The sequence below is a fragment of the archaeon genome (assembly GCA_016432545.1).
GTDB lineage: Archaea > Thermoproteota > Nitrososphaeria > Nitrososphaerales > Gagatemarchaeaceae > UBA183.
Map to the genome: position 1 here is coordinate 597,272 of CP066694.1, position 14,650 is coordinate 611,921.

A 14,650-nucleotide genomic window follows, 5' to 3' on the forward strand; every position below is an offset into this window, starting at 1 on the left:
GTCGCTCATGAGGGAGGCACCGGTCGGCTCGGGGTCAGGATCGGACCACTGTCCCGTAGAACTCGAGCCCCTTCAGGGCCTTCGAGAACTCGTTCCTGCGATAGCCTGAGACGAAGCAGACCTTGGACCCAAGCGTCGCGAGGCGGGCCGCCACGTCAAGCTTCAACTTCATCCCTCCGGTCGCGTCGTCGCCCGCGTCGACCTTCATCTTCCGGATCTTGGAGGGGGAGAGCTCGGGTATGATCACGCTCGTGTTCTCCTCGTAGACTCCGTCCACGTCGAGGGCGAAGACGCACCTCTCAGGGAGGAGGCTCTTGGCCAGCTCGAGGACGATTAGGTCCCCCGACAGGATCCTGAACCCGTTCCCCGAGGTCGTCACGTCCCCGAAGGTAAGGGGGGTCATCTTCTTCTTGAGGAGGTCCCTCAGCCACTTGGCCAGCTCCGCCTTCCCGGCCCTGCCGGCGGCGTCGAAGGGGGAGAAGGGGTAGGGGTTGACCTTGAACTCCATCATCGTCCTGCAGACCAACTGGTTGAGCTCGTACATCGCAGCCCTGGTCCTGGCCACGCCATGGGGCGAGGCCTCCGAAGGGGTCGAGGAGATCCCGTGCTGGTGGGCTAGGACGTGCCCGAAGGAGCCGCCTCCGTGGACCACTACGACGTTCTCGTCGGAGGAAGCTATCTCCTCGGAGAGGGCCGAGACGACGTCCGAGCGGTAGGAGTAGGGCTTGGACTTGTCGGTTATCACCGAGCCACCCAGCTTGGCGACTACCGTCTTAGCCAGCTCTGGACACCCCTGACCGGAATCTCCGTCTTGAACGCGTCAAATCCTCGCGCGGTGAGGCCCGAGATTATGCTTTTTTCCTTTCCTTTGGGCGCGACCGCGACCGCGCTCCCGCCCCCTCCGGCGCCGGTCAGCTTGGCGCCGTAGGACCCGAGGGAGAGGAAGAGGTCCACGAGCCGGTCGAGCGAGGCGTTCGAGACCCCCATGGTGGAGAGGACAGCGTGGTTGAAGGAGAGGAGCCGGCCGAGGGACTTGATGTCTCCTTCGCGGAGCTTCTGGGCGGCCAGGAGGCTGATCTCCCCGGCTGACTCTGTGAGGCCTGCGAAGAGGGCAGGGAACATCTCCCTGACTGCGGAGACCCTGCTGATCTGGCGCTTCGTGCTCCTTGTTACGCCAGTATAGGCAACGAGGAGAGACCTGGGGGAGTCCAGACGGACCGGCCTCGGCTTCTCGCCCGGCCTGAAGAGGAGGACGCCTCCCCGCGAGCAGATCGCGGGGTCAATGCCCGAGGGCTTGCCGTGCACCTCCTTCTCGCCTATCATCGACCAGCGGGCGGCTTCGTCGGGGGTGAGCCTGATTCCCTGGAGCTTCGCCACCGCCGCTGCGACGGAGACCAGCGTCGAGGCTGAGGAGCCCAGGCCCGCGCCCTCGGGGATCTCTGAAGAGATCGACACCGAGAGGCCCGTGGGGAAAGAGTGCTCGCGCGCCATGGCCTCGACGACCTTGTACGCGGGAAGGAGAGGGGCGCGGCGGGGGCCCGGGAACCTTGTCGAGTGGATGTGGAGCCTGTCAGCCTTCGAGACCTCGACATGAGAGCGCCTTGAGACCGCGGCTGCGAGTGCCCAGGCGCCGTGGACTACGAAGTGCTCGCCGGTGAGGATGACCTTGGCGGGAGCTTCGGCGATGGCCATCATGATGCTACGAATCTCAATGAACCGTACCCCACGACCTGATGCTTGTCGCCGGTCGTGTCGCCGCTGGTCGCGTACTTGAGGAGCTCCCCCCTCTTGAGGCCTAGGGCCCGGGCCAGGGAGACGACGGTCGCGATCGGGCCATACCCGCAGGCGGTCACCTGGAGCTCGGCGAGGGTGGAGTAGAAGCCGTCGAGGTCCAGCGCGCAAGCCTCCTCGAGGAGGGCACCGTCCTTTCGCCTCGCGGACTCGTCCGGCTCGTAGTGCGTCAGGTCGGAGGAGGCGACGATCACAGGCCTCCGCCCTTCGACAGCTGCTTGGAGGCCCCTGGCGACCGACTCGGCCGTGGCCTGGTCCTGGAGGAGCATGGAAACGGGGAGTAAGCTCACCGCGTCCCCGAAGATGTGCTGCAGGAACGGAAGCTGTACCTCCAGCGAGTGCTCCATCCTTTGCGACTCCGGCTCGAAGGAGACGAGGTCGCAGGCGTCGGCGAGCTTGGAGGCGGCCTCGGTGTCGACCCGAAGGGCCCCCAGGGGCGTCTCCCAGAGACCGGACTCGAAGGTCGAGACCCCGCTCCCCACTCCGTAGTGGTTTGGCGCGACGACCACTAGGAGGTCTGGGTCCCTCAGAGAAGAGGCGTGCAGGTAGCTGTGCGCCGCGATCGCGCCCGAGTACTGGTATCCGGCGTGCGGCGATACGACGGCGACCGCGTCAATCTTGGCAGGATCGTCCGGCGGGAGCCTTCCGGGCCCTAGAGGGGAGAGGTATGACTCCTTGATCATCGTGGTCAGCTCGGAGGGGTCGGAGGGATAGAATGAACCGGCGACCGCAGGCTTCCGGGTGGGCAAGCGTGGCCGCTAGTCGCGGCGTTCGGATATACGTTCCTCTAGGATCTCGGCCTTCTGCTCTTCGTCGATCTTGGTCTCGAAGTCCTCTATCGAGTACTTCATCGGCGCGTCAGGGGCCAGCTGGCCCGCGTTGACGAGAGTCGACCTTGCGAGCAGCCAGAAGATGGCCGCGATGGCCTTTCGTCCCCTGTTGTTTCCCGGTATGACCAGGTCGACGTCGTCGGTGATGTTGTCAGTGTCGCAGACTGCGATGACCGGGACTCCCAGCTTGCCGGCTTCTACTATCGCCTGCGTGTCGGACATCGGGTCGGCGACCAGCACCAGCTCCGCGTCGAGATGGCCGGGGTAGAGCGGGTTCGTGAAAGTCCCTGGCATGAACCTCCCGATCCTCTTCATCGCGCCAGTCGCCTCGCAGAACTTCTCGACCGCCATGGTGCCGTGCTCCCGGCTGGTGTAGACGACAGTGTTCTGGGCGCCGATCTTCGCGATGAACTTCCCCGCGACCTCTATGCGGTCGAGGGTCTGAGGGTAGTCGATCATGTGGAGCCCGTCGGGCCTCGGCTTCGCTGTGAATTTCTCCATGCTCTTCGTCCGGACCGGGGTCCCGATCCTGATGCCGGTGGCAAGCAGGGCCTTCTCTGAGAGGTTCCCCGCAACGATGGTGTCTTCGGAGCCCGCCTCGTCGTCTTCGAACTGGGACATCGACAGATCGCCCTACTGGACGTCCGCCTTGCGGCTGAAGAAGGGCAGGACCTGGTCGATGACGTCCACTGATGAGATGAGCATCCTTCGGCAGCAGTATCGTTTGAGCCCGAGGTCGTCGAGTACCTTGGCCGGATCTTCGCCCGACTTGGTCCTGGATTGGAAGGTCACGAACTTCTCGCCGATAAGGCGCCCGCAGGTGAAGCAGCGGATAGGGATCATCATGCTCTCAAATCACCTGTAGCTCTTCTGTCTCTTGCGGCGCGCTCCCGGTCCGCCGAACTTCTTGGGCTCCGCCTGTCGCGGGTCCCCGGAGAGGAGATACTTGTTGAACGCGTTCATCCTGTCCTTGTACTCACTGCCCCTGACTTGGTCTACGTAGGCCCTCGCTATCGCCATGGCCGCTGCGTCGGCCTGGCCCATGAAGCCTCCGCCAGAGACGCTGACGTCGATATCGTACTTCTCCCTGAGCTCCGAGACGACGGCGATCGGCCCGAGGAGGTGGAGGCGCGCAGGCTCGGGTTCCCACAGTTCGACCGGGGTGCCGTTGACTCGGACCCTTCCGGCCCCGAGGGTGATTGCGGCCGTGGCCCTTGCGGTCTTGCGGGCACCTGAGTAGAGCTTGGGGGCCTTCTTAACCGCGGGCTTCGCTGAGGCGACCACTAGTCGTTCCACCCCAGGCTCTTGGAGAGCTCCTGCATGGTGACGTACACTGGGATCGGGCGCGACGCCGTGGAGTCGGGGAACTGCATCAGCTTCGCCGCGTCGACTCCCTGCGGGACGCCGATGTATACCCTGAGCCTCTTCATGGCCAGGCTGCCCTTCGGCTTCTTGCGGGGGACCATGCCCCTGACCATCCTACGTAGGATGTTGTCAGGCCTTCGGGGGTGGATGGGGCCGTAGATCGGGTTGACCCTGCTTGCGATCTCGAGCTTCTCCTTCCACTCGTTGATAACCGCGGTCCTGGAACCGGAGAGGAGCGACTTCTCTGCGTTCACGACCACCACTCTCTTCCCCGAGAGGATCAGCTTGGCCACCTTGGAGGAGAGGCGCCCCGCGATCTGGTTGGTCGCGTCGACGTAGGTCGTGCCACTACTTGACAAGCTTGACTCCGCTGCCCTTCGGGTACTTCTTGATGAACTGCTCAACAGTGAGGGCCGTCCCTCCCGCCGACTCGATCTTTGACTTCGCGCTGGAGGAGAAGGAAAAAGCGCCCACGACCACCTTCTTGTCGATGCTGCCGAAACCGAGGACTTTGCCGGGGACGAACAGAGCGCCGTCCTGGGCGGCGATACGAGAGAGGCGTCCGAGGTTGATCGCTACGCGGTTCTCCGTCGGTCCTGAGAGGAGGCGAGATGCTACGCCCCAGATCGGGGCCTTCTGTTCCTTGGCCGCGCGCTCGAGCATCACCGAGGCGTATCGCAGAAGCGGGTTTGCCGAGGTCATGACGAGCCTGCCGCGACCGAGACCTGTATCTGTTTTAGCTTCTTCTCGAGCAGGTCGATTGCCTTTAGGACTATCTTGCCCGCGGGGAGACCCCCGGCTGACTCTACCATCAGGTTGTAGGTGCCTTCGTTCTTGCCGTCGGTGAGGACTGCGACCGTGCACGGCTGCCACTTCGCGTGCTCCTTGCCTCTTCCGAGGCGCGCGTAAGCTTCGAGCTTGACAGACTGCCCCACGGCGAGCTTCACGAGGGGTATGCTCTCGCTGACGGGCCTGACTTCCCTGTCCTCTGAGACCAGGTCGCCCGAGGTTACTATCGTGATCTTCTCCTTGCCCTTGGCGTCGAGGACGAAGAGGACCCGGCACTTGTGGCACCCGAGGGGGTTGCCGCAGTCGCAGTCCTCTGGAAGGTTGTATCTTTCGAGGTCGGTCCTGATCGGGACCATGCCGAGGCGGTGGGCGAGTATCTCGTCGTAGAGCACTGAGGAGTTCTCCAGGATCACCACGTCGTCTATCGCCATCGCGGGTACCTCTGCGATGCAAAAGCGCCTAACGGCGTTGGCATAAGAGCGGTCGATTCCTTCCAGTTGGAGGGTTACAGAGTCCGTAGTCTCTTCTAGGAGCTTGACCTTAACCATCGACCACACCTGCTAGGTTGCAATATTTGCCCATGAGACGTACCGCTTCTAGCTTGCGGTTTCTTTTCTGGTTAAAAAGGTTTGGAAGGCGATTGGGGCGTTTCAACCCCCCGTCTGCCCCCAGACCGTCGTCCGCCCAACCCTTAACACAAGGCAAGCATCCTCGGGGGCCGATGAAGCGAAGGGGCATCTCCAAGGGGAGGGCGGCCCTTGCAGGGCTCGCAGTCGTGGCAGTTGTGGTCGCGACTACGGCTTACCTGGGATACTACTATGGCCTCGGCGGCGGACCTGCGGCATCGGGCGATAGGTTCCAATCCCTTCAGGGCAAGTACTTGGAGTACAACTTCTCTTCCGGGCAGGGCGGGTCGATGAGATGGGAGTTCAGGTTCTCGCAGGTCTCCGCGGACAGCGTCAACCTGACGAACAAAGTGACCGGGCTCTTCCACGCAGGCACTTCTGACAATTCAGTGAATGCGACCAACTGGTTCGTTGTCGGGACGGACTCGCGGCTGGTCGAGAAGGCGGACGTGAGGTACAGCGGACCGTGGTTCTTGGATCCCTCTTCCCCGGACTTCATCAACAGCTCCTTCTTCCTGTGGATTCCGAAGGGCCTGGGGATCTCTTCCAGCGTGCCCATCGGCTTTGGATACGATACTGGGCAAAAGTCAGAGAGCGTCCCGATTGTCGCGCGCGACACGTTCGTCGTCGCAGGGCACCAGTGTGTGACCCTGAGGGCGGAGTTGGACCGGACCGGCGCCTTTGGAAGCGAGAGATGGATCTTCTGGTACGATGAGTCCTCCGGGTTCCTGGTCAAGTTCCAGTTTGGGACGCAGTCGCTCGAACTGGTCGGCGGGAATGCGATCTCCAACCCCTAGGCCGGAGGCGCCATCAGCCCCGACGGGTCGGAGAGGCTGCAACAGAAACGGCTTGACTGACCTTGTGTGACGCAAGTCCGAGTACAGCCTCCGAGAGGACCATGATGAGGGTCCCAGCGACGAGTAGCGGTATCGTCAGCTGCGGATGCAACAGCGACCGACGTAGGGCGAGCAACTGGTTAGGCACTCTTGAACAAGCCCTAACCCCACAACGAAGGCCCCAACAAGAATGAACAAGGCCGCGGCGGTCTGGACCGTCGACCAATTTGGCATCTCCGCCGTCCCATGATGAGAGCCCTTCAAAACTTATATCCCAAAGCGGTCGGGCAGGTTTGGAAATTGTCGACCGCGGCTGAGTTCAGGCATCTCGTGAGGATCGCAGGGAAGGACCTCGAAGGTGGAAAGAAGCTAATCATAGCGCTCTCGGACCTGAGAGGCGTAGGGTACAATTTCGCGAACGTTATCACCAAGAGTCTCAGCCTCGACCCACGGGTAAGGCTCGGGACGCTCTCAGACGAGCAGATCAAGGACGTGGAACGCGCGATTCAGGCCTCTTCGCAGGGGCAGCTGCCGCAGTGGTATTACAACAGGAGGAACGACCCGGAGACCGGGGAGACGAAGCAGCTCCTGGGGTCCGACCTCGACTTCATCCAGAGGAACGACATCGAGGACGAGAGGAACATCCAGAGTTGGAAGGGAGTAAGGCACAGCCTGGGTCTGAAGGTCAGGGGCCAGAGGACGAGGACGACCGGCAGGAAGGGAAGGACCGTCGGGGTCAGGAAGGCCACGCTGGTCGCGGCCGCAAAGGCTGCGGCGACGGCTAAGGAAGAGAAGTAATTCTTGGGAGACCCGAAGAAGGCGAGGAAGCAGTACAACAGGCCGCGCAGCCCTTGGCGGGCTGACCAGTTGGCCCAGGAGCTGTACCTCGTCGGAACCTTCGGACTCAGAAACAAGAGGGAACTTTGGAAGGCTCAGACGCAGCTAAGCTCCGCCAGGAAGCAGGCGAGGACCCTCCTTGCGGCGACCGAGGCCGTCAGGCTGCGCGAAGAGAAGAAGCTCCTCGACAGTCTTTACAAGCGCGGGCTCGTGACCGAGGGGGCTTCGCTGGACGACATACTCAGCCTGACGGTGGAAGATATGCTCGCCAGAAGGCTCCAGACGCTCGTGTTCAAGAATGGGATGGCCCTATCGCCCCTGCACTCCAGGCAGCTGATAGTCCACGGGCATGTCGCCCTGGGGAAGAGGACGATCACCATCCCCGGGTATGAAGTTCGGCACAAGGAGGAGGCGACGCTCATGTTGCTTATGCCGAAGAAGGAGGCGCCCGCGGCACCGGCACCCGCCCCGTCCGAGGGACCCGCTCCCAATCCCGAAGCGGAGCCGCAGGCGGCGGAGCAGAAGGCAGAGGCGAGCTAGTTGGCCACCGAGGAAGAGGTCCTGACCGAGAGGTGGGGCGTAGTGCACGTCTACTCCTCCTACAACAACACGATAGTACACATCACCGACCTGACCGGGGCGGAGACGATCGCGTTCTCCTCCGGCGGCAGGCACGTGAAGGCTGACAGGTTCGAGTCGTCCCCCTACGCTGCGATGCGAAGCGCCTCGGCCGCATCAGAGGTGGCCAAGGGCAAGGGGATTACTTCGGTCCACATCAAAGTCAGGGCCGTCGGGGGGACCGGGCCCAGGACGCCGGGGCCTGGAGCCCAGGCAGCGATCAGAGCCATCGCGAGGGCCGGGTTCAAGATAGGCAGGATTGAGGACGCGACCCCAATTCCGCACGACACAACAAGGAAGAAGGGCGGCCGAAGAGGAAGAAGGGCCTAGGCCCGAGCCTGCCTCAAGATCTCGACTGAATCGACCTTTCCGTCGCCGTCTCTGTCGGCTCCCCTGAGCACAGAAGCGTAGTCTCCGTCCCTGTACTTTTGGAAGAGCGAATCGGCGAAGTTGCAGATCCCGATGATGGCCGCCTTTGTCCCCGCGCCCGTGAGGCCAGCCGCCAGGATGCATGTCCGTTGGCTATCCCACGGGTTCTTGACCTTGGCCACGACGCAGTCGAGCTCTGAGGAGTATGTGGCGCCCCTGTCATCGACTATCGAGCCCCAGAAGCCGCCCGCCTTGAATCGTATCGGCAGGCTGGGGTTCAGCTCCTCGGCCACCACGTTCGTCCTCGGGCCTCCGACGATTACGAGGTTGTGCCCCAGGAGCTTCTCCGCCCTGAGGTCGACGTCGAGCTTCACTGGAAAGGTCTGGGGGAGCGAGACGAACTGGCCGAGTGCGAACCCGAGCTGCACGGCGTAGTGCCCGTCCCTCGCCTGGGTGCCGGTCGCCCCGTGCTGGAGGGGGGAGCCGACGACGATCCATCCGTCGAAGACCCCGGAGGAGAAGAACTCCCTGAAGAACCGGCCCAGCGACTTGGACCTCGAGGACGACTGCAGGGTCGGCATCGACTCCCCCTCCACAGGGAATTCGACCGCGTACCCGTCCGCGGAGAGGGCGTAGTGGTTGGCCTCTCCCCCGCGGATCGACTCGCTCTTCACCCGGGCGATCAGGCCCGCCTTCTCGAGCCTGCCGATGTGGTAGTACACCGTCTGGTGGTGGACGCCCAGGGCGCGGGCGACCTCCGCCGGGTACTTTGGCCCGCCCGCCAGGAGCTCGAGAATCTTCTGACCCACCTTACTGGAGGCGGGACGGAAGCCGTCAGGCCTGTCTGCGACCAGGACTCTCTTGGCGAGGCCGTCTCCTCCCTTGGGGTCGAAGAGTAGTTTTTCCTTGTGCACACCGGCTGAAGGGCCGGACCACTAATAAACGGTTTTGCATGGTTTCGAGGACAGCGGGACCTTTCAACCGCGCCAGATGCACAGGTGCCTATGCATGGTCGAGGAATCCCTTTTGCTGGGGTTATTACACAGAGGAGGTTCGCGAAAGGGCATGTGCGGAATAGTCGGATGCGTGTCTGACGAGCCGGTCGCGGGGCTTCTCCTCGACGGTCTGCGGAGAGTGGAGTATCGCGGGTACGACTCGGCAGGGATGGCCACGATAAGCGGCTCGATGCTGAGGGTAAGGAAGGGAGCCGGGCGCGTCGACGAGATCGAAGGAAAGCACGCCCTCTCCGGCCTAAAGGGCTCAATCGGGATAGCACACACCAGGTGGGCCACGCACGGGGGCGTCAGCGACAAGAACGCGCACCCTCATGCCTCTTGCAGGGAGGCGGTCGCTGTAATCCACAACGGCATAATCGAGAACTATCGGCCGCTCAAGAAGGCCCTGACGCGAGGGGGCCACAGGTTCAAGAGCGAGACTGACACGGAGGTAATCTCGCACCTGATCGAGTCAGAGTACCAGCGAGTCAAAGACCCGCTCAAGGCGACCCTGGCGGCCACGAAGAAGCTGAAGGGACAGTACGCGATTGCGGTGCTCTTCCAGGACAGGCCGGACGTGATCATCGGCGCAAGGAAGGACGCGCCGCTCATCGTCGGGGTGGGGGACGGGAAGATGTTCCTCGCGAGCGACGTTCTTGCGTTCATAGAGCACACCGACAGGACCATCTTCCTCGACAACCACGAGGTCGTCGAGCTGACGAAGGACGGCGCCAAGATCATCGGGCCGAAGGGCAAGGAGGTCAGGCGCAAGCCGACGCAGGTCGCCTGGGAGCTCTCGGACCTGTCGAAGACGGAGTACGCTCACTACACTCTCAAGGAGATCAACGAACAACCTCAGACCGTAGTGGCGGCTTCGGTCCAGGAGCAGGGGAAGGTCGAGCAGTTCGCTTCTGCCATCAGGAGGGCGAAGTCACTCTTCATCACCGCGTCGGGGACGAGCTATCACGCGGGCCTTCTGATGAAGTTCAGGCTCAACAAGGAAGCAGGGATCAGGTGCGACGTAGTCGTGGCCGGGGAGCTCAAGGAGCACGCGGGGTTCCTCACCAAGGGGTCGGTGGTAGTTGTACTCTCCCAGAGCGGTGAGACGGCGGACGTGATGGAGGCGGTCAAGGTGGCACGGAAGAGCGGGGCCCGCGTCCTGTCGATCGTGAACGCGGCCGGCTCGACCCTCGCCAGGGAGAGCGACGTGGTCCTGCTCCTCAACTGCGGGCCCGAGGTCGGGGTCGCGGCGACCAAGAGCTTCACCGCCCAGGTGGTGGTCGCGAGCTTAGTGGTGGATGCGGTCCTGGGCAAGAAGCGCCCCAACGGTATCCACGAGCTCTCGGAGGCGGTCAAAGTGGCGCTGGGCACCGAGAAGGAGGTACTGAAGCTCGTGAAGCTCTACTCGGAGAGGCCCGACTTTTACTTCGTCGCCAGGGGCTACGAGAGCCCCGTCGCGATGGAGGGGGCGCTGAAGCTCAAGGAGCTCTCGTACATCCATGCGGAGGGGATGCCTGCGAGCGAGCTCAAGCACGGTACCCTCGCGCTCATAGAGAAAGGGACCCCGGTAGTGGTCATCAACCCGTCAGGAGACACGCATGCAGACTCGCTCTCGAGCGCCGAGGAGCTCAAGGCTCGCGGAGCGGAGGTAATCGGGGTCTCTGACGAGAGGGACCAGGTCTACGCCCATTTCCTCAAGGTTCCCAAAGTCCAGCCGAAGTACATGCCAGTCGTGGAAGCGATACCCCTCCAACTCTTGGCGTATCACTTCGCGGTCGCGCGGAGGAACGACCCCGACTACCCCCGGAACCTCGCGAAGTCTGTCACTGTCAAGTAAAGCAATTAAGCGGAACCTGGAGGACCTGCGGGCGTGACGTCAAAGAAGAAAGTCCTCTCGAAACCAGTCTCGACTATCCAGGTCGGAAGGAAGAGCCTGTCCGCATTGCTGGACCAGATGTCGCAGACGGGCTTCCAGGGCAAGAAGCTCGGCGAGGTCGCAAAGATCTGGGCCGAGATGGCCCGCCAGAGGGACCTGACGATATTCCTTGGACTGACCGGGTCGCTCAGCACCACGGGTCAGTGGAAGATCATCCGGTGGCTCATCGAGAAGAGGTACGTCGACGTCCTGGTCAGCACCGGAGCGAACATCTCTGAAGACATTCTGGAGGCCCTCGGCTACCACTACTATCAGGGGACTTGGCTCGCCGACGACGAGAAGCTCCTTAGGCTCAAGGTGGACCGGTTCTACGACGTGTACGCGGACGAGCTACAGTACCGGAAGCTCGAGGAGACGATCTACAAGTTCGCCTCGACCTTGGACCCCAAGAAGACCTACTCCACCAGGGAGTTCCTTCACCAGTTCGGGGAGTATCTTTCGAAGAGAGGAATCGACAGCATAGTGGCGGCGGCGTATGAGAACAACGTCCCGATCTATTCGCCTGGCCTGATCGACAGCGGGTACGGCGTTGCCCTGAGCCTGCTCAAGAGGCAGAAGGGGAAGCTGATCAGGCTGGACCAGACCAAGGACATGGAGGAGCTGGCGCAGATCGCAGAGAGGACAAAGAGGACCGGAGTCGTCTACCTTGGGGGAGGGGTCCCGAAGGACACCATCCAGCTGGCCACGATAATCAAGTCGCTGGCGAAGGGCGGGGAGGAGGAGACTCCGCACGAGTACGCTATTCAGATCACTGCGGACTCTCCCCAGTGGGGAGGCCTCTCAGGCTGCACCCTCGAAGAGGCTATCTCCTGGGGGAAGATCTCCTCTGAAGCCAAGAAGGCGACGCTCTACGCGGACATAACCCTGGCACTGCCTCTCGTGGCCCACGCGATCAACGAAAAGGTCGTGAAGAGGAGCTACCCGCCCGACCTGCGCTGGGTCTTCAAGGAATAGTCACAGGTTCAGGGTCGCTGAGCGGTCCTCGCCGTAAGAGAGGAGAGAGACCTTCACTCCTGCCTCCTCGCGGATCAAGTCCAGGAGGGCCCTAAGTGGCCCTCGCGATGGGTCTTTGAAGTCGCCCTCGCCAATCGGCTCCAGCGTCTTGTAGACAGGCTCGGCGTCATCGACGGAGGCGAGGAAGTCGAAAAAGTCCGAGGATTCCTTGCCGCCCGACCTGTAGGCCGTGCAGGCTTCGAGCTCGCCGAGCCCGGCGAGGACGTCGACCTTCGTCAGGGCTATGCTGGTGACTCCGCTGAGCCTGGCTGCGTACTTTACGGCGACGAGGTCGAGCCACCCGATCCGGCGGGGCCTCCCGGTGGTCACGCCGTACTCCTTCCCCTTCTCCCTGATACTATCGGCGAGTGCTCCCCTGAATTCGGTCGGGAACGGGCCTTCTCCGACCCGAGTGGTGTAGCACTTTACAACCCCGACCGAGCCTGGAGGGGCGGCCCCGACCCCAGTGCCGACGGGCGCGTAGGTCGCGAGGGTCGAGGAGCTTGTCACGAAAGGGTACGTCCCGTAAAGGAGGTCCAGCATCGCACCGTGGGCCCCTTCGAAGAGGACCCCCTTGTCCCTCCCTGCACTGGCAACCTCCCCAGCAACGTCCCCCAGAAGCGGCCGGAGGAGCTCCCTCGAGGACTCGAGCCAAGGTCCGAAGCCCTTGGTAGAGATGCCAAGGCGCTCGTAGAAAGTCGTCAGGTGAGAAGCCTCGAAGGAGTCTGAGAAGAGGTCCACGGCCCGGGGCGTGAGCCTGAGCGCCCTCATCGCGTAGGCGGGGCCCAGGCCCATCTTTGTTGTCCCGAGGGGCTGGCCGGCCCTCAGCCCCTCCAGGAAGGAGTCGAATTCCTTCTCCATCGGGGTCACGAGGGAGCAGCGAGGGTCCACGACGAGGTCCGGCTTGAAGCCCCTCTGCGAAAGCAAGTGAAGCTCCTCGGCGAGGACCACGGTGTCGAGAGCCACTCCGGCGCCGATCAGCAGCCGCTTTGACCTGAGCGCGCCCGAGGGAATGAGGTGAAACTTGTACGCCTGTCCGTCGAGGACGATTGTGTGCCCCGCGTTGCTGCCCCCGTTGTACCTCGCGACCGCCTCGAACCCCTCCGAGAGGTAGTCGACGACCTTCCCCTTGCCCTCGTCGCCCCACTGGAGGCCCACGACTGCCAAGCTGGGGACCCTACATCACCCTCTTGATGTCGTGAGGGTGGCTCTCCTTTACCCCAGCGGGCGTGATTGTGATGAACTCGGCCTTCTTCTGAAGTTCTGAGATGCTCCTCGCGCCTGAGTAGCTCATGCCGGACCTCAGTCCCCCGACGAGCTCCCTGACGACCTCCTCCACCTTCCCCTTGTAGGGGATGAGCCCCTCGACTCCCTCAGGAACGCTCTCCTCGATGACTTCCTCTATCATCTCGTCGTCCAGCCGCTCTCCTCCCTCCCTCACCTTGCGGCCCACGCTCGCGGCCAAGGAGGCCATTCCGCGGGTCAGCTTGTACCTCACTCCGTCCCTGAGGATCGTTGGTCCTGGGCTCTCTTCTGTCCCGGCGAAGAGGCTCCCAATCATCACGGTAGAGGCACCGGCTGCGAGGGCCTTCGTGACGTCCCCTGGGTTCCTGATCCCCCCGTCCGCGATGACGGGTACCCCAGCGTCCCTGGCGGGCCTCGCGCTGTCGAGGACCGCCGTGAGCTGAGGGACGCCCGAGCCGGTCACTATCCTTGTGATGCAGATGCTGCCCGAGCCGACCCCCACCTTGACTGCGTCGGCGCCCGCCTTGATCAGGTCTGCCGAGCCTCTGGACGTTGCTACGTTTCCTGCGACCACGTCGACCGAGGGGAACGCGCGCTTGACCTCCCTCAGGGTCTCGATCGCGAGCGTGGAGTGCCCGTGGGCTACGTCCACGACCAAGGCATCCGTCCCCGCGTCGACGAGGCGCCCTGCCCTCTCCATGTGGTCCCCCCGAACCCCGATCGCTGCGGCGACCCTCAGGCGCCCCCTGGAGTCCTTGGTCGCGTGGGGGAACTGTTTTCTCTTGAGGATGTCTCTCGAAGTGATGAGCCCCGCCAGGCGTCGGTCGCGTCCGATCAGGGGAAGCTTCTCCACCTTGTGGTCCCTGAGGAGGCTCTTGGCCCTCTCAAGGCTGACGCCCCGAGGTGCAGTGACCAGGTCCCTGAACGGCGTCATGACTTCCTTCACAGGCCTCCGCATGTTGTCCTCTAGGATGATGTCTCGCCTTGTCACCAGGCCCAAGACTCGTTTCTTCCCGTCGACCACAACGAGGCCGCCGACGTTCGCGCCGCGTATCGCCTCTGAGGCGTCGCCGACCGTCGCCTCAGGCCCCAAGGTCATCGGGTCCTCGATGACCACGCTCTCCGAGCGCTTCACCTTGGTGACCTCTGAGACCTGTTCGGAGACGCTGAGGAACCTGTGGATGACCCCGATGCCCCCGAGGCAGGCAAGCGAGATTGCCATCGAGGACTCGGTGACAGTGTCCATGTTGGCGCTTACGATCGGGACGGAGAGCGGAATGTTGCGAGAGAAGAGGGTTCTCGTGTCAGCGTCTCTCCGGGAGGTGACCGAGGAGTGCTTGGGTGAGAGGAGGACGTCGTCGAAAGTGAGGGCGACCCTGAAGGCCGCTTCGGGACCCTTCACTTGACGTCAGCTTCAGTT

Annotated in this window: 18 protein-coding genes; 6 read left to right on the forward strand and 12 right to left on the reverse strand. The window is 63.0% G+C overall.

Going from position 1 to position 14,650, the window contains the following annotated elements; genetic code table 11:
* Positions 1–34: 34 nt before the first annotated feature.
* Genes HY247_03275 through HY247_03315 form a run of 9 tightly spaced genes read right to left on the reverse strand, consistent with a single transcriptional unit; the run spans position 35 to position 5,323 of the window.
* The gene (locus HY247_03275; GenBank protein ID QQG49344.1) at positions 35–745 is read right to left on the reverse strand and encodes an isopentenyl phosphate kinase family protein; all 711 of its coding nucleotides are present in this window, start codon (positions 743–745) and stop codon (positions 35–37) included.
* A 20-nt stretch (positions 746–765) separates the two neighbouring features.
* A complete protein-coding gene (gene mvk / locus HY247_03280) occupies positions 766–1,695 on the reverse strand; it encodes a mevalonate kinase (GenBank protein ID QQG49345.1) in 930 nt (309 codons plus the stop codon).
* Positions 1,692–2,540 carry an AmmeMemoRadiSam system protein B gene (gene amrB, locus HY247_03285; GenBank protein QQG49346.1) on the reverse strand — a complete coding sequence of 283 codons (849 nt, stop codon included), beginning with the start codon at positions 2,538–2,540 and terminating at the stop codon, positions 1,692–1,694. The genes mvk and amrB overlap by 4 nt, the downstream gene beginning before the upstream one ends.
* Positions 2,541–2,549: 9 nt before the next feature.
* On the reverse strand, positions 2,550–3,242 hold the full coding sequence (locus HY247_03290; GenBank protein QQG49347.1) for a 30S ribosomal protein S2: 693 nt from the start codon (positions 3,240–3,242) through the stop codon (positions 2,550–2,552).
* A 12-nt stretch (positions 3,243–3,254) separates the two neighbouring features.
* Positions 3,255–3,467 (reverse strand): DNA-directed RNA polymerase subunit N, encoded by a 213-nt coding sequence (locus tag HY247_03295; protein ID QQG49348.1) that lies wholly within the window; start codon positions 3,465–3,467, stop codon positions 3,255–3,257.
* Between the two features lie 9 nt (positions 3,468–3,476).
* Positions 3,477–3,905, reverse strand: a complete 429-nt coding sequence (gene rpsI / locus HY247_03300) for a 30S ribosomal protein S9 (protein ID QQG49537.1) — start codon at positions 3,903–3,905, stop codon at positions 3,477–3,479.
* Positions 3,905–4,345: a 50S ribosomal protein L13 gene (locus tag HY247_03305; protein ID QQG49349.1), complete on the reverse strand. Its 441-nt coding sequence runs from the start codon at positions 4,343–4,345 to the stop codon at positions 3,905–3,907. Before HY247_03305 ends, rpsI begins: the two co-directional genes overlap by 1 nt.
* The gene (locus HY247_03310; protein QQG49350.1) at positions 4,335–4,688 is read right to left on the reverse strand and encodes a 50S ribosomal protein L18e; all 354 of its coding nucleotides are present in this window, start codon (positions 4,686–4,688) and stop codon (positions 4,335–4,337) included. Before HY247_03310 ends, HY247_03305 begins: the two co-directional genes overlap by 11 nt.
* Positions 4,685–5,323, reverse strand: coding sequence for a DNA-directed RNA polymerase subunit D (locus HY247_03315; protein QQG49351.1), 639 nt, complete (start codon positions 5,321–5,323; stop codon positions 4,685–4,687). The genes HY247_03310 and HY247_03315 overlap by 4 nt, the downstream gene beginning before the upstream one ends.
* A 173-nt stretch (positions 5,324–5,496) precedes the next feature.
* Between HY247_03315 and HY247_03320 the strand changes: the two genes are divergently transcribed.
* The 4 genes from HY247_03320 to HY247_03335 all read left to right on the forward strand — a co-directional run bounded on the left by HY247_03320 (position 5,497) and on the right by HY247_03335 (position 8,022).
* Complete coding sequence (locus HY247_03320) at positions 5,497–6,198, forward strand: hypothetical protein (protein ID QQG49352.1); 702 nt, start codon at positions 5,497–5,499, stop codon at positions 6,196–6,198.
* Between the two features lie 288 nt (positions 6,199–6,486).
* Positions 6,487–7,035, forward strand: a complete 549-nt coding sequence (locus tag HY247_03325) for a 30S ribosomal protein S13 (GenBank protein ID QQG49353.1) — start codon at positions 6,487–6,489, stop codon at positions 7,033–7,035.
* Between the two features lie 3 nt (positions 7,036–7,038).
* Positions 7,039–7,614 carry a 30S ribosomal protein S4 gene (locus HY247_03330; GenBank protein QQG49354.1) on the forward strand — a complete coding sequence of 192 codons (576 nt, stop codon included), beginning with the start codon at positions 7,039–7,041 and terminating at the stop codon, positions 7,612–7,614.
* Positions 7,615–8,022, forward strand: coding sequence for a 30S ribosomal protein S11 (locus HY247_03335; protein ID QQG49355.1), 408 nt, complete (start codon positions 7,615–7,617; stop codon positions 8,020–8,022). It begins immediately after the preceding gene.
* Here the strand turns inward: HY247_03335 and HY247_03340 are convergent.
* Entirely contained in the window at positions 8,019–8,975 is a 957-nt protein-coding gene (locus HY247_03340; protein QQG49356.1) for a winged helix-turn-helix transcriptional regulator, read from the reverse strand. The two genes, HY247_03335 and HY247_03340, sit on opposite strands and share 4 nt — an antisense overlap.
* A gap of 94 nt (positions 8,976–9,069) precedes the next feature.
* On the opposite strand from HY247_03340, the gene glmS reads away from it, so the two are divergent.
* Together glmS and HY247_03350 are read left to right on the forward strand one after the other, a co-directional pair.
* On the forward strand, positions 9,070–10,893 hold the full coding sequence (gene glmS, locus HY247_03345; protein ID QQG49357.1) for a glutamine--fructose-6-phosphate transaminase (isomerizing): 1,824 nt from the start codon (positions 9,070–9,072) through the stop codon (positions 10,891–10,893).
* 33 nt (positions 10,894–10,926) lie between these two features.
* The gene (locus HY247_03350; protein QQG49358.1) at positions 10,927–11,946 is read left to right on the forward strand and encodes a deoxyhypusine synthase; all 1,020 of its coding nucleotides are present in this window, start codon (positions 10,927–10,929) and stop codon (positions 11,944–11,946) included.
* On the opposite strand, the gene HY247_03355 is transcribed toward HY247_03350, so the two are convergent.
* A complete protein-coding gene (locus HY247_03355) occupies positions 11,947–13,152 on the reverse strand; it encodes an adenylosuccinate synthetase (GenBank protein ID QQG49359.1) in 1,206 nt (401 codons plus the stop codon). It abuts the gene before it with no gap.
* Between the two features lie 10 nt (positions 13,153–13,162).
* Positions 13,163–14,632, reverse strand: a complete 1,470-nt coding sequence (guaB, locus tag HY247_03360) for an IMP dehydrogenase (GenBank protein QQG49360.1) — start codon at positions 14,630–14,632, stop codon at positions 13,163–13,165.
* Positions 14,633–14,650 lie beyond the last annotated feature (18 nt).